The sequence below is a fragment of the Brevundimonas huaxiensis genome (assembly GCF_014218725.1).
GTDB classification, from domain to species: Bacteria; Pseudomonadota; Alphaproteobacteria; order Caulobacterales; family Caulobacteraceae; genus Brevundimonas; species Brevundimonas huaxiensis.
Genome location: NZ_JABBJE010000001.1, coordinates 841,500 through 858,753, shown reverse-complemented (window position 1 = coordinate 858,753; position 17,254 = coordinate 841,500). Strand labels below are relative to the sequence as shown.

Here is a 17,254-nt window from a genome sequence, read left to right as displayed (position 1 = left end):
ATGTCTGTTCACCAGGCTATTCAAACCAGGCTGTCGACACGCGGCGGCATCGAGGACGCCACGGTCGGCGTCAGGCTTCCGACGCGACTGAAGACCGACCGCGATCCGGTCCGTCTCGGCATGATGAAGCGCCTCGCCAGCTCCCGGATGTTCGCCCTCGGAAATCGGTCTGGCGTTCTTCGCGCGGCGCAGAACCGGTCGGGACGAGCCTTCCGCCTCGATGTGCGGCAGCGCGTCATCGTCAAGGCTCTGGTGTCCCGCCACGCCGGCAAGGGCGCCGAGCGCGGCGCGGCGCTCGCGGCGCACGTCGCCTATCTCGGTCGCTCCGGCGCCGGTGCGGACGGCGCCCGACCCGAGTTCTTTGATCGGGATCAGGACGGCGTTCAGGCGGCCGTCGAAACGAGGGGCTGGACCGACGACCGACACCATTTCCGCTTCATCATCTCGCCCGAGCACGGCGACCGGATCGACGACCTGCGCGGCTATGTCCGCGAGGTCATGGCGCGGGTCTCGGCGGATCTGGGCGAGCCGACGCTGACGTGGATTGCAACCTGCCACTACGACACGGATCAGCCGCACGCCCATGTCCTGGTGCGCGGTCGCCGGCAGGACGGACGGGACCTTGTGATCCCGCGCGACTACATCGCCTACGGCTTTCGCGCCCGGGCCCAGGAGGTCGCGCAGGAGAGGCTCGGCGACTTGGCCCGGGTCGATGCCGAGAAGCGGGTTTGGCGCGAGACGTCGGCGGATCGCTTCACTGGACTTGATCGCCGGCTCCTGGCGGCGGCGGAGTTGGGCGGGATCGTCGAAGACGGCGTGGGGCGGAGCGATGCCTGGAACGCGCTGACCCGAGGCCGCCTCCGTCATCTGGAAGGTTTGGGTCTCGCGGTCCGCACCGGGCGGCGTTATCGGCTCGATCCCGAGATGGAGACGAAACTGCGGACGCTCCAGGCCCGCCGCGACATCATCCGCACCCTGAACCAGAGGCGTCTTGAAGCGGGGCGGGACGTGCGGCCGATGGGGGCGTCGTCGGTGAAGGGACGGGTGGTCAAGACCGGGTTCCATGACGAGCTGGGTGCCCATCCGTTTGTGATCGTGCGGGACGGCGACGGCGTCGAACACTACGCGCGGCTGTGCGCCGGCAGTCCGAGGTTGTCGCTCGGACAGACCATCGCCCTGTCGTCGACGGGCGCGGGTTTGGCGCAAGTCATGCGGGGACGCGGCGATCATCTGGAGCGTTGAACGCGCGGCCATTTCGCGGCGGGAGCCGCAGCGGCGGGCCAGACCGTCTAATGGCGCGCGCGGCCCGTGGTGTCCTGATGCGCTCGTCCGGCTGCAACGGCGTCTGGATTGCAGGTCAGGACGGCCCACGCGCCGTCCGCCTGGGACAGCTCAGCGGCGCGGCTTCGGCTTGACCGTCCCGGACGGTTGTCGCGGTTTTGCGGCCGCCGCCTGTGGCTTCGGCGCAGCTCGCGCGTCAGGCGTCGCCGCTGAGGCCTCTTCTGCGCTCTCACGCCGCTCGGACTCGCGCGCGGCGATGAGCGCGGCTTCCAGCGCCTTCCGCTCATCCTCCGTCATTGCGTCGATCTCCTCTTGCGTGATCGCCGCTGCCGCCTTGGCGTCGAAGTACAGCGCCAAGGCGACGTTCTTCACGTTCTCGGCTTCGAGCACCATGAACGGTATCGGGTCGCGACGCGGGACCTTGGTGCGTTTGATCCCTGTCGGATCCAGTTCGATAACGAACGCTTGGACGTCGCGCAGCGTCGCTGACAACAGTTTTCCAGACGCCTCCTGGCGCAGATCCAGCAGAGTGCCCTCATAACCGAGAGAAAGCTCGTCATGGGCGATGTCCGTCACAACGAAGGCGTTGATGGCGTGGTAGCGGGTGGGCGCGCGCCGCGTGAGCTTGTCGGTCCATCCGTAGAACAGGGCCTGGAAGCCGGAGTTGCCGGAGGCGATCTTCACCGCCGCCCATCCCAGCCCGAACCCCAACGCGGCCACTGCGACCAGGTGGAGCAGCGCGATGCTCAATGAGATGCCGGGTGCGCCCCCTGCATGGCGCGGGTCGATCAGGGTGACATAGGGATTGGGCTGAAACGTTACGGGGATGCAGGTCGCGACGGCGCAGAACACCTCCTGCGCGGCGTAGGGCACGGACGAGAGTCCGTGGGCAGCGAGGGCGCCGACCGTGATGAGGGCCAGGGCGAGCAAGGAGCCCGGCGCGGCCGGCGCGGGGCGAAATGGACGCCGCAAGCTCGTGAAGTAGACGCCGGCAAAGGTTCCGAAGCCCGGCGCCAGCAGGAAAAGAGCGGTGAGAAGATTGAGCCCGGCGTTCAAGCCGCGCGGTCTCGCCGCAGTCTCTGGATCGCTTCGTCTACCGCCTTCTCATCGACATCGACGACAAAGACGCCATCCCGCGTGACGCGCGACCGGTCACGGACATTGGACCAGCTGCCGTGCGACCTTACCAGGTTCTCGGCGGTTTGGAGCGATTCGGGCGAGTTGACCTTCATGGCGTCAATATGGGCGGTTTCGCCGTGTTCGCCAAGACAGGCGATCACGCGGCTGCCTGTCGAGCGCAACTGTCCCAGCGGCCCGGGCTGGCGGAGGGCTGCGGTGCCGAGGGGCCTGGACGACCAAAACCCGGCCGCGCGCCTTTAAACTATAAGCCGAACGCCAGCGTCATCGGCCGCCGTGCCATCCCAGCCAAGCGAGAAGCCGACGTCTTGGCGGTGTCGTCGTCGTCGATGGGGCGCTCATGGGCTGAACGGTCGACGTGCGGACGCCCGGGATGCTCCATGCCGGCCCCGAGCCCAGAGCGAGTCCCGCATCCGCGCCGAAGGCGAAGGGAAGACGCTCGGCGCGCATGCGCGCCGCATCGTTGCGGTCTCCGAGCCAGAAGGCCCCGTCCGGCTCCGAATAGAGATGGAAATCGCCCTGGAGCGCTTGGCATGACGGGCAGTGGTTGGCCCAGTAGCGATTGTTCGTGGTGCGGCTGTAGCCCTCGCGGTAAGCGGGCTGGACCTTCTGGGCGACTCGCGCAACGTCCGGAGCCAGCCGCGTGGCGTATTCGATGAACGCCCAGTCCTTCAGGGTTTCCCGCCGCCGCTCCGGGCCGTCGGCGACAACAAGACCGGGGGCCAACAGGAAGCCGATGGCGGTGAATCGATCGCCGCACCGCCAGCAAAACTCCGTTGCGGTTACGAGGTAGGCTTCATAGGCGAACACGCCGTAGGGGCGCTGGACCTCGCCTGCGGGCAGCCATTTAGCGAAGGGCTGGGGGTCGCGACCCGGCGGGATGTACCAGGTCCGCCGGGACGGATTCCATCCAGCGCCAAGTCGCTTGGCCTCATCCTTATCGGAGAACGGGACGTTCAGGTCCATGGCAACTGATCACGCGACACGTCCAGTTGGGCCGAGTGCCTATTCCAGAAGGCGGCCCGGCGGCACGTTCAACGCCTTCGCCAGTCGACCGAGGCAGCGAACAGTCGGATTTCGCGTGCCGCGTTCCAAGTCGCTCAAGTATCCCCGTTTCATACCAGCGCGAAACGCGAGCTCCTCTTGAGAGAGGTCCGCTTCGTCACGCAACGCGCGTACGTTCTTTCCAAAGAGGATGACAACGTCCATCCCCCTCTAAGACGGACATATCGGCGCAAATGACCGCCCCCCAATCGTGTCATTTTTGCCGTGGTCGCGGATTTTGTTGACGTCGGGGAGCCGGTCGAGGGGGCAGCTAATCTTCGAGAAGCGCCGATGCGGCGACGCCGAGCGCGATCGCCAATCGTTCGAGCGCTCGGACACTCGGATTTCTCGTTCCTCGCTCTAAGTCGCTGACGTAGCTACGCTTCATGTCAGCTCGGAACGCGAGTTCTTCCTGGGAAAAGCCGGCTGCAATCCGAAGCTCTCGCACACGTTTTCCGAGACGAACGACAATGTCCATCGCAGCACAAAGCCGCCCTCGCGAACTTTTCGCTGTCCCCTAGACGTGTCATTTTTCTTGGCGGTGATTTGCTAGGTGATTTCGCAGGCGGGCGTCTCAGTTGTCCAACAAGACCGATGATCTCATCCAACTGCCTAGCTTGGATCTGTTCTACGACGAACATGCTGGATGGCTCAAAGAGCGCATCGAGCGTCGGTACGGTCGTGAAGATGCCGAGGATATAGTTCAAGACACGTGGCTACGGATGACATCGACAAAGTCCCTCGGCGAGGTTCGTCATCCGAAGGCCTTCCTCCTGAAGATCGCGATGAACCTTGTGTCTAATCGACGCCGGCGGCGTGAACTGGCGATGAGGGCCGAAACTGCAGCTGCGGCAAGCCAAGATCGCATCGACGCCAATCAAACCGATCATGTGATGCTCGCTCAGATCGTTCTCAGCTTGCCAGAATCCGTGAGAGATGTCTTTTTATTGTCCCGGATCGACGGTCTGACGAACGCCCAGATCGCCGACAGACTTGGGATTTCCCCCAAGACTGTGGAAGGGCGCATGACCCGGGCCTTGGCCCACTGCGCCGCCCAGCTCCGGCGCTAGGATGGGGCGCGACATGGCCAACCCGACGATGCGGGTTGAAGCGGCGGAGAAGGAGGCGGCGGCATGGCACGTCCGCCTCGGCACGACTTCGATCGAAACACGCACCATCGAGGAATTCTTCGAATGGCGGGCCAAGCCCGGCAACGCCGACGCGTACAGCCGGGTCGACCGGGTCTGGCGCGAGAGCCAAGGTCTTGGACCCGATCCCGCGCTCGCCGACGCCCTGGAGGGAGCCCGTCGCCGAAGCCGGGTGAGCCCGGCGTCCGGTCGACGGTCCGTTCTGTTTGGCGGTCTGGCCGTGGCAACGGCGGTGGCCTTGATGGTGGGCGGGTCCTGGGTCTGGACCGACAGGAATGCGTTCGCCACACGGGTTGGCGAGCAGCGAGTGATCCCGCTCGCCGACGGATCGAGTCTGAGCCTCGACACGGATTCACGGGTGCGCGTCCGCTTCACGGACCGTCAGCGTCGGATCGACCTTGTGGAAGGTCAGGCGCTCTTCAATGTGGCGCATGACGGCGGGCGTCCCTTCGTGGTCTACGCCGGCGATACCCGGGTCACGGCCGTGGGAACCGTTTTCGACGTGCGCAGGGCAGGGGAGGGGGTTCGCGTCACGCTTGTGTCTGGCGCGATCGACGTCCAGTCCGACCAGGCGCCGTCGCCGCCCCGTCGCATCGCCGCCGGGCAGCAGGCGCGAGTCTCCGGTGCGAGGATCGATACGCGCGCGGTCGACGTCGAGGCGGAGACCAGCTGGGCGACAGGCCAACTGGTCTTCACCGACATCCCGCTGGCGCAGGCGGTGGCGGAGATGAACCGCTACCTGACCGAAAAGATCGAGATCGACGACCCCGCCATCCGGTCGGTGGCCGTCAACGGCGTTTTCCGCACCGGCGACCGCGACGCCTTCGTGGCCGCGTCTTCGGATGTCATGGGATTACGGGCTGTTCCAAAGGCGGACGGATCGGTCGGGCTCTCGCGGCGCAGAAATTAATTCGGGACGCCGAGAGGGTTAGCCCCGGTCTCGATGGTCTCTCTCTTCAGCGCCACTGGGGGCGTCGAGGGGAAACCAGTCTATGAGCCGTTCCTATCTGCTGTCCGGCGCCGCCGCGGTCGCCTGCATCGTCGCCGCCAGCGCACCGGCGTGCGCCCAGTCCGTGCGGGAGTTTCGAATTCCGCCCGGACCCATGAGCGAGGCATTGACGGCCTTCGGGCGGCAATCCGGTCACCAGATCTTCTTCACCTCTGACACGGTGGCGGGCCTGCGGTCGCCCGGCGTCAGCGGTCGGCTGGAGACGGGCGCGGCCTTGGACCGGCTTCTGGCTGGGTCCGGCCTGACCTGGACGCAGAGCCGGCCGGGTGTGTTCGCGGTCCAGCGGGTCGGCATGGCGAGTGTCGACGAGGCGGTCGAGATCGACGAGGTCATCGTTACGGGAACGCTGTTGCGGTCGTCTGGGGATTTGGCCTCGCCTGTGGTTGTCGTCGATCGGGACGCCATTGATCAACGGGGATATGGCAACGTCGCCAACGCCCTTAACGATCTACCTCAGAACTATGCGGGTTCGGCAACGCCAGTCGTCCAACTGAGCGGCGCGAACCGGGGCGGATCGAATTCCGTCTACGCCACGGGCGTGAATCTGCGAGGCCTAGGACCATCGGCGACCTTGGTGTTGGTGAATGGCCGACGGCTCGCCGGGACGGGCTCGCGTGCGGAGTTCGCGGACATTTCGACCCTTCCGACGGGCGCCGTAGACCGGGTCGATGTCCTTTTGGACGGCGCCTCTGCTCTATACGGAGCCGACGCCGTGGCCGGCGTCGTCAATGTGGTCATGAAAAGGGAGTTCGATGGCCATGAGACCCGCGTGAGATTGGCGGCCGCGCGGGGCGGCGCGGAAGACATTAGCTTGTCCCACCTCGCAGGCACGACTTGGTCGGGCGGGGCCGCCTATGCTTCAGTTGAATATCAGACATCGAACGCGCTGAACGCCTATGACCGCGCGTACACGCGGACTGGCGACCTTCGGCCATTCGGGGGAACAGATTGGCGAGGCCTCAACAGCGCGCCTGGCAATATACTCGGGTTCAACGCTGCGGCCGGCGCCTATGCGTCGTTGTTCGCCATCCGTCCCAACGCGAGCGGCACAGCGCAGACATCTGCGGACTTCATCGCCGGCGACGCAAATTTGCAGTTTCTCAGCGCTGGCACCGACCTTCTCCCTGCTGTGGAGAGGCTCAGCGCCTACGCTCGAGTTCGTCAGACCGTCGGGGAAAGGCTGGTCCTCACGGGGGATATTCGCTTCAATAACCGTGACTACGAAATCGCCGGACTCGCCAACTCCGGCATCTTCACGGTGACGCGTGCCAACCCTTATTTTGTGTCGCCGACAGGAGCTGCATCTCACACGATCGGATATTCGTTTCTGCGTGAACTCGGACCGATCCGACAAACCGGATCATCGGAAAGCCTTGGTGTTACGACTGGCTTTGATTACGCAATCGGAGACGGATGGTCGGTCGAGGGGTATCTGACCTATGCTCAGGAGCGGGCCGACATCCGGTCCGACAACAGGGTCAACAGCCGGTTCGTGAACGAAGCGCTGGGCTCTCTTCCGGACGATCCCGCGACATCGTTCAGCGTCCGTGCTGATGGCTATTTGAACCTCTTCGGCGCGGGAACGGCCAACAGCAGGACCGTGCTTGACTTCATTTCCAGCGGCTATTCGCGGGGACACGACTTCAGCCGCGCCCAGTCCGCCAACCTTCTGCTTCAAGGACCCCTCGCCAGCCTGCCCGGGGGAAATCTCCAGATCGCGCTCGGCGCACAGTTTCGGTCGGAGAGCCTGGAAGGACGCTCAAGCTTCCTTGGCTCCACGGCGACCCCAACCAACACAGTCCGCCCGCGTCGGGAGCGGGACATCGCCGCCGTATTCGCAGAGCTCCGCGTTCCTTTGGTCGGCGATCACAACGCCCGTCCTGGCCTTCATAGCTTGGAGCTGTCTCTGGCGGGCCGTTATGAGGAATACGACGACTTCGGAACGACGACCAATCCGAAGGTCGGCGTTGTCTGGTCGCCGATCCCGGACGTTAAGCTGCGAGCCTCGTGGGGAACGTCATTCCGGGCGGCGTCTTTGCCGCAGGTGTTCGACGGCCCGGGTGCGTCGGCGACCTTTTTGAACAGGGCCGACGGCACGCGCACGTTGACTCTTCTGCTGACCGGCGGAAATCCGGACTTGCGTCCAGAGACTTCTGAGACATTCACGGCGGGTATCAGCCACCGGCCGGAGGGCGGATTCGACGTAGACCTGAACTACTTCGAAACCCGCTTCGAGGACCGCATCGCGCTACCAGTCACGGAGAATATCGTCGGAGCGCTTTCGGATCCGGACCTTTCTTCCTTCGTCACCCTGATAAACCCAGGCGCTAATCCGACAGATTTGGCGATCATCGAGAGCTACGCGACCTTCCCCTGGTTCCCGGCTCTGTACCCGACCAACACCTACGGTGCCATCGTGGATTCCCGGTGGCTGAATACCGGCGCCGTCCGGGTTCGGGGCGTCGATCTCACGCTCCGGCGGCCGATCGACTTGGGCGAACACTTGCTCGCGTTCGACGGGACTGCCTCGTATGTTTTCGATTACGAAAGTCGCCTGACGCCGACTGCAGCCGACCGCCACGTAATGGGCCTGACGGGGTATCCCGTTCGGGTGCGCGCACGGGCTGGAGCCACTTGGGGATGGAGAGACGTCAGCACGTCGCTGCACTGGTCGTACGTTGACAACTACGCGGATCGTGCCGGGCGATCCATCAGCGACTGGAACACCTTCGACGCCTCGGCGACTTGGCGTCCGAGCGACGGGCCGTTTTCCGACACAAGTCTGACATTCAGCATCCAGAACATTCTTGATGCCGATCCGCCATTCTACGACGCGCCGTCCGGGTTCGGTTTTGATCCAGGCCAAGGGAGCCTCCTTGGCCGCCAGGTGGCCTTGCAACTTACGCGGCGTTGGTGAGGGCGTCCCATGTCCTCCCTGCATCAGGCCTTTGTGGCGGTGATTGTGCTCGCGCTGAGCGCATCATCAGCTTGGGCCCAGCCTCGCCCGTTGGCCGTCGACGATGTCATCGGTTTGGAGGCGATCGGACGAGCGGCGATATCTCCATCCGGACAATGGGCAGTTTATGAGCGGCAGGTCGCATACGGGACCGCCCCTCGCTTCGATTTTGGAAACCGGTCGGGTTGGGCCGTCACCACGCTCTGGCTGGTTGACCTATCACGCCCGGAAGCCGCCGCCAGTCAGCTCCTTCCCGATACAGGGCCAGGCCTACTGCGACCGACTTGGTCGCCTGCGGGTAGCCGCCTCGCCCTCTGGCGGTTTCAGGACGGCGAGCTCGAGGTCGGAGTCATGTCGATGTCGGACCGCTCTGTGCGATGGACGGGACTGACGCCCGAGATTCCCCTCACAGGCGCCGACATCGCATGGCTGTCCGAAGACGAGCTCATCGTGATGACCCGCCCGGACCGCAGCCTGCCGGGCATTCTACGTTACTACGGCGGGAGTCAGCTTCGACTAGTCGAAGCTTGGGACCGCAGTCGAGCCGGGCGCGAGCCGTCGCGCACGGTCCTGAATACCCGCGGAGGGGTCGCCACGCCGGAAACACCGGAACCGGCGTCGGCGCTGGTTCGGATCGACGTTCGCAGCGGTCAGGCGGAAATCCTCGTTAAAGGCCGGCTTCGTGACTTTGCGGTCTCCCCAGATTGTCGTCGAATCGCGATTGTGTCGGCGAACGAGCCTGTGCCAGTAGATCAAGCGGCGTTGCTGCAAGCGCAGAGCGCGTTCAGGCAACGTCTGACCTTGCTAGATATCGAAGGTAGGGCTTCCAACCGCATGATCGACGCGGTCGACATCGCGCCTCACCTACTGAGATGGTCGCCAGATTCGACGGAGGTCCTGGTCTGGGCGCGAGAAGATGAGGCGCGTTGGGAAGAGGGCGGCTTGTACCGGGTGGGATTCGGCGGAGCGTCTAAGCTGCCGGCCCCGGGTCTGAGTGCGGGTGAGGGAGCGCAGATTCTCAGAGGCGTGCGGGCTGACTGGTCCGGATCGACGCCGGTGCTGAGGGCCCAACAATCGAGCGGCGGCCGGTGGGATTGGTGGGGCCTCGATGACGGTGAGCCAAAGGTTCTGACAGCAGAGATGTCCAGCCCGCCCAGCCAGGTTGCGGGTACCCACGCTGGCGGACTTCTGTTCGTCGCTGACGGCGCGCTGTGGTCGGCGACCATGTCGAACACGCGGCGCCTTACCTCCGATTTGTCGCTCAGGGCTTGGATCGATCCAGACGCCCACAAGGTGATGCGGCTCAAAGCCAATGACGCATCGAGGATGCCTTGGGTCACAGCCTTGGATGAGTTTGGACGAGCGGTGATCGTGTGGCCTGACGGAAGGGTCCGCAGTTTCAATGCCGGCGGAAGCGACAGCCAACGCGTGGTAGCCGCTGCACCAGAAGGCGCGTTGGCGCTGGTCCGTTCGGGGCTGTCTGAGACCCTGCAGCTTCATACCGTCAACACCACCACAATAGTAGGCGAAGTGAACAGCCAGCTTTCCGACGTAACCCTCACGCAGCCGGCCGCAGTTCCACATCTTGACGTCTTCGGGCGACCCGTCACCAGCTGGCTTTTCTTGCCTGAAGGCGGCGCCGACGCCGCGCGTGGTGTGATTGTTGAGGTTTATCCGGGGGCAGTCGATGACGGAGGGTGGTACGGGCCTGCGAGGCTCGCTTACGGGTTCCGTGCAGCCGTCGCCGCCGGGGCGGGTTACGCGGTGCTCACGCCTGCAATACCGGTCGACAAGCCTTCGGCGGTTGGCGCCGAATACTACACGCGGAGCGTGGATCTCGCGGTAGACGCCATGCTCGACGCTTACGATGGTCTGCCCCGTGACCGCATGGCGGTTCTTGGTCACAGCTTTGGCGGCCACGCCGCGCTTGGCGTCGCAGCACGGTCTGACAGGTATCGGTCGTATATCATCAGTTCCGCAGCCGTGGACCAGTTCGGCGAATGGGGCGAGTTCGTCCCCGCCACTCGATCACTCCCGGAAGACGGGTTGATGATGGTCAATCAGCAGGGATGGGTCGAGGTCGGTCAGGGCGCTATCGGAGCGCCGCCTTGGGAAGACCCCCAGGCCTATATCGACCGTAACCCCTACCTCACGGTGGATAGGATTACCGCGCCGGTCCTGCTGATGACCGCCGATCGCGACTATGTGCCGATGTCACAGATGGAACGCGTCTTCAGCGCTCTCTTTCGACTCGGTCGGGACGCGAGACTGGTCACTTACTGGGGCGAGCATCACCATTTGACGAGTCCCGCGAACATCCGTGACCGATACGCCGAGATTTTCGGCTGGCTCGAGAGAACGATGCCCCGAAGCCCAGACGTCATTCCCTCGCTGAAAGGCGACGCTCCCAGACCCGAACCCAGCCCTCAAACGCCGCCGCGACAATGATCGCAGAATATCGGCCATGCCAGATCAGATTTTCGCGCGTGAGACGGCGGTCGGCGGCGACCGGATCGATGACACCCAAGGCAGCGAGCCGGCCCTCGATCAGCCAAGGGCGGAGCACGTCGAGATTTTCGAAAATCATTCGTGCATAGATGCGGGTCATATTGCCTTTGGTTCGACGCCCGAAAATCTCTGATGGCAGACGATCCTTGAAGGCGAGACGGGCCAACCCGCGATCCCGTCCGCCAGTCGTGAGCAGCGGAGCCGGTAGGGCAAGACAGGCCTCAAGCACGGGTTGGGAGCAGAGGGGGTGTCTGACGTCGATGGTCTGCGTCAGGAGCGACGGCCCATGGCGGGCCACGACGTTCGCCACCCCAACGATTTGCAGCCGCTTGGCAGGGCCGAAGATCTCCGTGCCGATGAGCCACGGATGAGTTTCCCGCTGCGATGAGGTCGGCGCGAGCAGACCTTCGTCCCGCAGAGGCGGGGACGGGTCCGCGCGAAGGCGTCGCCGAGCGCCTTGAGCAAGCGACCAGACCGACTTTTCGGTCGCGGCGGCCAGGCGCACGGCGTCCGGGTGGCAGAAAGAAAGCCAACCACGGCTAGCCCAAAGATCGGCAAAGACATCCTCGGTCGCCTGAACGAAGATCGAGTCTCCGCCTTTGCCCGTTAGGACCGCGACGGCGCCAGCGGCCGATATCCGCTCCGCCCAATCCAAATCGTGGTGTGGATCGAGCGCGGCAAGGCCCGGCCTAAGACCCTGCGATATCGCCTCCAAAATGTCTTCGGACAGCGGGCTGGTGGCATGAGGAACCGACTGAGGCTGAATATCGAGCTGCCTCGCCAGCGTCGCCAGGTAGGCCCTTTCATCCGCCTCTGCGGTTGCTCCATACGCATTGAGCCAGAGCCTCACGTCGATATCAGCCTGCGTCAGACACGCGGCGACGACGCTGGAGTCGAGCCCTCCGGACACCTCTGCGGCGATAGGTTGACACAGGCGGCCGAGGCCTTCCACGGCTTCACACACAGCAGCTCTGATGGATCGCGCGGCAGTTTGCAGGTCGGGTGCGGAGCCAAGGCTGCGACGCGCCACGTCGACCGGTCGCCAAAGGGCGACGGCCTCTCCTCGATGTGTCGGCATTGGTTGGACCGCACCTGGGGCAACCGCGACAGGCCCGTTGAGCAAGAGCGGCCCAGACGCCATCACAGGATCTCTTAGAGCGGCGTCCAGCCGGGAGACGTTGATCGTCCATCCCGGCCGCAGCGTTCGAACCAGCCAGTCAGGCGCGTCGGACGCGACAAAGGTCAGGTCGCTTTGCGACCACGTCAGGCATTCAAGCGCGCCGGAAGGATCCCGCAGCAGGTGAGACAGCCGGCCGCGGTCCAGCCGGATCCCGACGAAGCGCCCCCAGACGTGCCTGAGGAGTTCGCGCTCGCCGGCGTAGTCATCCGTATCGCTCAGTGCATCCAAGGACGGATTCCTGCGCTCGATCACGTCCCCGATCAGGCGCCAGTGTCCGAACTCCGACAGCCGCGGTCTATGCGGTCCGCCCAACCCAAGCCAAAGCGCTGGGCCGAGCACGCTGATGGACAGACCTTGCGCCTGTGCACGCGCTTTCAGTTCCGACGAGAGAGTCCGCGTCTCCTCATTGTCGTGGTCTGCCTGAACAAGGAGATAATCGCCCATGTCAGACAGCCATGATCGGAGTGTAGCGGCTGACCCGCTCGACGGTGTCTCCCACCACCATGTCGTCGATCTGCAGCCAGCAATGTGCTGCGAAGGGCCAAGTCTTGACGCCGAACATCCAGGTAGTGCCGAACCCTTTCTCAGCAAGGAAGCGACGAAGTTCGAATGCCCGTTGCAAACATTCGCCTTCTCCGGGGACCCAGGGCAACGCCGCCTTAGCCGCGGCGACCGCCCGTTCGAGGCCATCCTCAGGTAGCGCACGATCGCGACCACGTACGGAAGGCGGCGCAATAAGTTGTGCAAGAGGACGATTTTGGAAGGCCCAAGTGGACCGAACTAGGGAGGCGGCGGCAACCAGCGATAACAACCTCGGCGCTTGGCTCGGAATAGCGAGTTCGCGGCGGGGCGGGTGAAGTCCAATCCTCCCTGTGCGCGGTGAAGTGGTTCGGACACAGAAGCCTGCCGCGGTGAGATCGTGCTCGACGCCAGGGTCGCCGACGATCACACGACCGTCTTGATGGACCACCATCCATTGGGTCGCATCCAAAAGGCAATGGTAGGCGTCGGCCTCGACATCAAGAACGACGATATCGTCTTCGATCTGAGCGATGAAAACTCCGTCCGACAAGAAGAGTTCTGAAGCCATGTCCTCGACCTGCAGGTAAGTGGACGACGGTCGGCGACCGTCGTCCACCTTCATGACTCAACCCGCCGGATGGCGGCTGTCGAAGACCTGGATCTCCATTTCGAGACCGGTTTCGAGATCACGCGTCAGCGCCGAAGCGGCGCCGAAACGGATGAGGCGCAGTGTGGTCGTCTTCATCGCGGTTCTCCTTCAAGTGTTCGCCACGAGCGTGGCGAACACAGTCAGCGCCCGGATGTCGAAGTCTCAAAACTATATTCGAAATATATTTCTACCGGCCTGGTTCGGGGCGGACTTGCGCGAGATCGGTAACGCCGTTTTCGAGCCAGCGTTTGGCGGCCTGCTGCCGGTCGCTCTCGGCCAGCAGGGCGTCGTACATGGCGCAGACCGCCAAGATGATCGGCCGGGCCTCGAGCCGGGCGAGGTCGTCGCCGAGCAGGGCGTTGAAGCGCTGACCGCCGATGGTCAGGGCGGTGACCAGCTTGTTGTCGGCGCATCGCAGCGCCAGCTCGGGCGAACCGACCGCGACCGCCATGACGATGGCATGAGGGTCGCTTCGCGTGGCCGCCGCGAAACGGTGGATGTAATCAAGGTTCAGACTTCGGCCGCCCGCTTCGAAGCGATCATAGGTTCGCAGCGCCATCTGCATGCCGCGGGCCACGACCGCGCGCGTCATGCGGCGGTGACGGCGCACCAGCTTCAGGGCCTTGGAGAGCACATCGCTATCGCGCTGCGGCTGCATTCGTCTGGACGTCAAAGCTTGCTCCCTCCGTTAGCTGATGATTTTCGGTTCGCCGACTTATCGGCGATCACCTCTCCGTTTCAAATCGATTCCCGCCACATAGCGGCGGCCCCAACGCCGATATGCGGCGAGTCTGCATCCGGACACCACGCAACTTGTTGGCGAGCGGTTATATGCCGCGTGCGTCGGGCGCGCGGGAGCCGGAGACCGTCATGGCGAAAAGTCGCGACCCCTTCTTCAAGGCCCTCGACCAAATTCGGGAGCGAGCGCGGGCCGGCGGCTATGCGCCGGGTCAGTCGATCGTCATCGTCGAGGAGGCGCGTCGTCTCGACCTGTCGACGACGCCGGTTCGGGAAGCGCTGGCCTGGCTCTGCGGGGAGGGATTGATCGAGCGGGGACCGGCGGGCGGGTTTCTGGCGGCCCGTCTGGACGCCGGCGCGGTGCGGGATCGCTACGATCTGCGCCTGGCCTATCTGTCAGCCGCGCTCGACCTGACCGCGGGGTTGCCCGGCTACGGGCGATCACCCGCGCGCGACGGCGCCGCCGTGACCGACCTGCAGGACTTGTTCGAGAGCCTGGTGCGACGGACCGGGAACGGCGCCCTGCTTGACGCCTATCACCGCGTTGATGGCCAGCTGACCCCGTTCCGGAGCGCGGAGCGCCGGATTTTCGCGGACCTCGACGCCGAAGCTGACGATCTTCTTGAGCTGGCGGCGACGCGGGCCAATGGCGAACTCCGCGAAGGCCTGCGGGCGTATCATTATCGTCGCGGCCGCTCCGCGGCGCTCCTGTCGATGGACGTCGCGGGTCGTCCGGGCGGGGAGGGCGGGGAGGACGAGGGGCCATGATCCTTCGGCTGATCCTGCTCGGGGCGGGGTTGGCGGCCGGCCTGCAGCTGGCCACCCAGACCTTCGCCTGGACCTATCGCCACGATCCCGTGCTGGGCGACGGCTGGACGGTGTCGGAAGAGGTTCGCATCTATCCGCCGTGGCGCATCCTCAGCTGGCGCAGGCAGTTCGGCGGGGCCGAACCGGAGGCCTTCTCGTCCAGCGCCTTCCTGATCCTGCTGGGGGTGATGGGCGGCTTGGGCGCAGGCCTGCTCACGCGCGGAGAGGAATCCCGCCGGCGCATCCGTGGATGGGGCGGCCTGGCCGAGGCCCGGGCCGCCGGCCTGCTCGCCGGCGCGGGGTGCGCCCTCGGGGAGCTGAAGGGGCGGCTCCTCGCCACCGTCGACATGCGGCCGACCCTGGTGACGGGCGGCACGCGGTCGGGCAAGGGGAGGGGGCATGTCACGCCGACGCTGCTGCTGTGGAGCGAGAGCGTGCTGGTCCACGATCCCAAGCGGGAGCTCTGGCGCGAGACGGCCGGCTGGCGGTCGGGCTTCTCCCACGCGCTCTATTTCGACCCGCGCGATCCTGCGTCAGCCCGCTGGAATCCCCTCGCGGAAATTCAACCCGGCCCGGGAGAACTGGCCCAGGTCCAGCGGCTGGTTTCGATCCTCGCCGACCCCGGGGGCGTCCGGGATGACGAGGCCATCTGGGACAAGGCGGCCTCCGAAATCCTGGAGGCGGTGATCCTGCATGTCCTCTACACGGCCGAGGATGCCGACAAGACTCTGCTAAAGGTGCGCGAACTGCTCGCCGACCTCGACGACACGGCCGAGGTGATGGTCAAGGCGCTGCACCGGTCGGGTCCGAACCGCGAGCCTGAAACCCACCCCTTCATCCGAACAGCCGTGCGGGGCTATGCCGCCATGCACGATCGATTCCGGACCTCGGTCCAGGGCACGGCCCGGTCCTACCTGAAATGGCTCGCCGGCGACGATGTGGAGCGCGCGCTTTCGGCCTCCGACTTCAGCCTGGGTGACCTGATGTGCGCCGAGGCGCCGGTTTCGCTCTACATCCAGGTCGCGCCGGCGGACGCGGCGGCGCTTCGGCCGCTGGTGCGGCTCCTGTTCTACGCCGCCGCCCAGGCTCTCACCGTGGACGAGGCCCGGGATGCGGCGGGGCGGCCGAAGCGGCGCCGGCTCCTGATGCTGATGGACGAGTTTCCCCTGCTGGGGCGGGTCAGCTTCTTCGAGAAATCCCTGCGGCTGCTGAGCGGCTACGGGGTGAAGGTGATGTTCGTCGCCCAGTCTCTGAACGACATCATCGAAACCTACGGCGCCAACAACACGATCCTCGACAATTGCGCCATTTACACCGCCTTCTCGGCGCTGGATCCGCTGACCCAGGACAAGGTCTCCAAACTCACCGGCACGATCGGAGAGACGCGTGAAAGCCGCAGCGCGCCCGCCGGCCTGGCGGCGGGACGCAGCACCGTGTCCCGGTCCCAGATCGACCGCCCGTTGCTCGAGCCGGGCGAGGTGCGCGCTCTGCCCGACGATGTCCAGCTCATCTTCGCCGCGGGCCAGCGCCCTCTGCGCGCCCGCAAGCTCCAGTACGATCGCCGCCGGCCGTTCCAGGCGAGAGCCGCTCTGCCGCCGCCCGACCAGGCCGTCGGCGTCGACGCGCCGACGCCCGCGCCCCATCCGTGGGCCGGCCGTCGCAGCCTCGGCGTGGACGCCGAAGCCGCCCTTCCCCTGTTCAAGGAGATCGTGGCGGCGATGGACGACAAGAAGGTCGCCGCGCGCGCCGCGGACATCTACGGACGCGTGGCTCAGGAGATGGCGGCGCAGGACGCCGTCCTCGATCATCTGAAAGGGCAGGGCGATGGTTAGGCGCGCGCCGGTGCAGACCTGCCGCGTTCAGGTCTATCTCAGCGATCCCAAGATCATCGCCGGTCTCAGCCGTGAGGCGCGATCCGGCCGCGTGTCGATCAGTCAGGCCGCCGGACACGCCATCGCGCGGGGTCTTCAGGGAAACCCGAAAGCTGACCCCGACGACCGGCTCCTGGCGCTCGAGCAATCCCTCAAGGGCCATATGCGGTCCACTCGACAGGACATGCAGATCATTCAGGAGTTGGTGGTGGAGGTCGCGCGGGCGCTGTTCGTCCGGCTCCCGGACGGCGTCGGCGACCAGGATCCCACGGTGCAGGCCGCCGTCGACCGGCGCATCGAGCGGATGCTCGACGACACCGCGGCGCGGATCGTCTCGGGCCGGGCCGAGCATGACCCTCACGGCCGGGAGGCTGAGGAGCGGTCGTTCGGGGCGGCGAACTGAC

The 17,254-nt window shown here is 65.3% G+C and carries 15 protein-coding genes; 8 read left to right on the top strand and 7 right to left on the bottom strand.

The window, feature by feature from the left end; translation table 11 throughout:
• Nucleotides 1-1,242: a DUF3363 domain-containing protein gene (locus HF680_RS04325; RefSeq protein ID WP_185224164.1), complete on the top strand. Its 1,242-nt coding sequence runs from the start codon at nt 1-3 to the stop codon at nt 1,240-1,242.
• 150 nt (nt 1,243-1,392) lie between these two features.
• On the opposite strand, the gene HF680_RS04320 is transcribed toward HF680_RS04325, so the two are convergent.
• The 4 genes from HF680_RS04320 to HF680_RS04300 form a co-directional block, all read right to left on the bottom strand.
• Entirely contained in the window at nt 1,393-2,337 is a 945-nt protein-coding gene (locus tag HF680_RS04320) for a hypothetical protein (protein ID WP_185224163.1), read from the bottom strand.
• 345 nt (nt 2,338-2,682) lie between these two features.
• A complete protein-coding gene (locus HF680_RS04310) occupies nt 2,683-3,384 on the bottom strand; it encodes a DUF5710 domain-containing protein (protein WP_185224161.1) in 702 nt (233 codons plus the stop codon).
• A 39-nt stretch (nt 3,385-3,423) separates the two neighbouring features.
• Entirely contained in the window at nt 3,424-3,627 is a 204-nt protein-coding gene (locus tag HF680_RS04305; protein WP_185224160.1) for a helix-turn-helix domain-containing protein, read from the bottom strand.
• 106 nt (nt 3,628-3,733) lie between these two features.
• Entirely contained in the window at nt 3,734-3,940 is a 207-nt protein-coding gene (locus tag HF680_RS04300) for a helix-turn-helix domain-containing protein (RefSeq protein WP_185224159.1), read from the bottom strand.
• 100 nt (nt 3,941-4,040) lie between these two features.
• Between HF680_RS04300 and HF680_RS04295 the strand changes: the two genes are divergently transcribed.
• The 4 genes from HF680_RS04295 (at nt 4,041) to HF680_RS04280 (ending at nt 11,023) form a co-directional block, all read left to right on the top strand.
• Entirely contained in the window at nt 4,041-4,532 is a 492-nt protein-coding gene (locus HF680_RS04295; RefSeq protein WP_185224158.1) for an RNA polymerase sigma factor, read from the top strand.
• A 13-nt stretch (nt 4,533-4,545) separates the two neighbouring features.
• Nucleotides 4,546-5,520 (top strand): FecR family protein, encoded by a 975-nt coding sequence (locus HF680_RS04290; RefSeq protein WP_185224157.1) that lies wholly within the window; start codon nt 4,546-4,548, stop codon nt 5,518-5,520.
• An 82-nt stretch (nt 5,521-5,602) separates the two neighbouring features.
• Nucleotides 5,603-8,536 (top strand): TonB-dependent receptor, encoded by a 2,934-nt coding sequence (locus HF680_RS04285; RefSeq protein WP_185224156.1) that lies wholly within the window; start codon nt 5,603-5,605, stop codon nt 8,534-8,536.
• A 9-nt stretch (nt 8,537-8,545) separates the two neighbouring features.
• The gene (locus HF680_RS04280; RefSeq protein WP_185224155.1) at nt 8,546-11,023 is read left to right on the top strand and encodes an alpha/beta hydrolase family protein; all 2,478 of its coding nucleotides are present in this window, start codon (nt 8,546-8,548) and stop codon (nt 11,021-11,023) included.
• Here the strand turns inward: HF680_RS04280 and HF680_RS04275 are convergent.
• From HF680_RS04275 to HF680_RS04265, 3 genes are all read right to left on the bottom strand, one after another.
• Nucleotides 10,956-12,707 (bottom strand): asparagine synthase C-terminal domain-containing protein, encoded by a 1,752-nt coding sequence (locus tag HF680_RS04275; RefSeq protein ID WP_185224154.1) that lies wholly within the window; start codon nt 12,705-12,707, stop codon nt 10,956-10,958. The two genes, HF680_RS04280 and HF680_RS04275, sit on opposite strands and share 68 nt — an antisense overlap.
• A gap of 1 nt (nt 12,708) precedes the next feature.
• The gene (locus HF680_RS04270; RefSeq protein ID WP_185224153.1) at nt 12,709-13,407 is read right to left on the bottom strand and encodes a lasso peptide biosynthesis B2 protein; all 699 of its coding nucleotides are present in this window, start codon (nt 13,405-13,407) and stop codon (nt 12,709-12,711) included.
• Between the two features lie 214 nt (nt 13,408-13,621).
• A complete protein-coding gene (locus HF680_RS04265) occupies nt 13,622-14,107 on the bottom strand; it encodes a helix-turn-helix domain-containing protein (protein ID WP_205195915.1) in 486 nt (161 codons plus the stop codon).
• A gap of 197 nt (nt 14,108-14,304) precedes the next feature.
• Between HF680_RS04265 and HF680_RS04260 the strand changes: the two genes are divergently transcribed.
• The 3 genes from HF680_RS04260 to HF680_RS04250 are packed head-to-tail and all read left to right on the top strand — an operon-like array spanning nt 14,305 to nt 17,253.
• A complete protein-coding gene (locus HF680_RS04260) occupies nt 14,305-14,940 on the top strand; it encodes a GntR family transcriptional regulator (RefSeq protein ID WP_185224152.1) in 636 nt (211 codons plus the stop codon).
• On the top strand, nt 14,937-16,811 hold the full coding sequence (locus tag HF680_RS04255; protein WP_185224151.1) for a type IV secretory system conjugative DNA transfer family protein: 1,875 nt from the start codon (nt 14,937-14,939) through the stop codon (nt 16,809-16,811). The genes HF680_RS04260 and HF680_RS04255 overlap by 4 nt, the downstream gene beginning before the upstream one ends.
• Before the next feature lie 10 nt (nt 16,812-16,821).
• The gene (locus HF680_RS04250; RefSeq protein ID WP_235968822.1) at nt 16,822-17,253 is read left to right on the top strand and encodes a hypothetical protein; all 432 of its coding nucleotides are present in this window, start codon (nt 16,822-16,824) and stop codon (nt 17,251-17,253) included.
• The last annotated feature ends 1 nt before the right edge of the window (nt 17,254 follow it).

Excerpts from the sequence above, each read along its gene's own strand:
- HF680_RS04325 (WP_185224164.1), top strand. The coding sequence starts at position 1 with ATGTCTGTTCACCAGGCTATTCAAACCAGGCTGTCGACACGCGGCGGC.
- HF680_RS04285 (WP_185224156.1), top strand. The coding sequence starts at position 5,603 with ATGAGCCGTTCCTATCTGCTGTCCGGCGCCGCCGCGGTCGCCTGCATC.
- HF680_RS04275 (WP_185224154.1), bottom strand. The coding sequence starts at position 12,707 with ATGGGCGATTATCTCCTTGTTCAGGCAGACCACGACAATGAGGAGACG.
- HF680_RS04300 (WP_185224159.1), bottom strand. The coding sequence starts at position 3,940 with ATGGACATTGTCGTTCGTCTCGGAAAACGTGTGCGAGAGCTTCGGATT.
- HF680_RS04255 (WP_185224151.1), top strand. The coding sequence starts at position 14,937 with ATGATCCTTCGGCTGATCCTGCTCGGGGCGGGGTTGGCGGCCGGCCTG.
- HF680_RS04260 (WP_185224152.1), top strand. The coding sequence starts at position 14,305 with ATGGCGAAAAGTCGCGACCCCTTCTTCAAGGCCCTCGACCAAATTCGG.
- HF680_RS04310 (WP_185224161.1), bottom strand. The coding sequence starts at position 3,384 with ATGGACCTGAACGTCCCGTTCTCCGATAAGGATGAGGCCAAGCGACTT.
- HF680_RS04280 (WP_185224155.1), top strand. The coding sequence starts at position 8,546 with ATGTCCTCCCTGCATCAGGCCTTTGTGGCGGTGATTGTGCTCGCGCTG.
- HF680_RS04290 (WP_185224157.1), top strand. The coding sequence starts at position 4,546 with ATGGCCAACCCGACGATGCGGGTTGAAGCGGCGGAGAAGGAGGCGGCG.
- HF680_RS04270 (WP_185224153.1), bottom strand. The coding sequence starts at position 13,407 with ATGAAGGTGGACGACGGTCGCCGACCGTCGTCCACTTACCTGCAGGTC.
- HF680_RS04305 (WP_185224160.1), bottom strand. The coding sequence starts at position 3,627 with ATGGACGTTGTCATCCTCTTTGGAAAGAACGTACGCGCGTTGCGTGAC.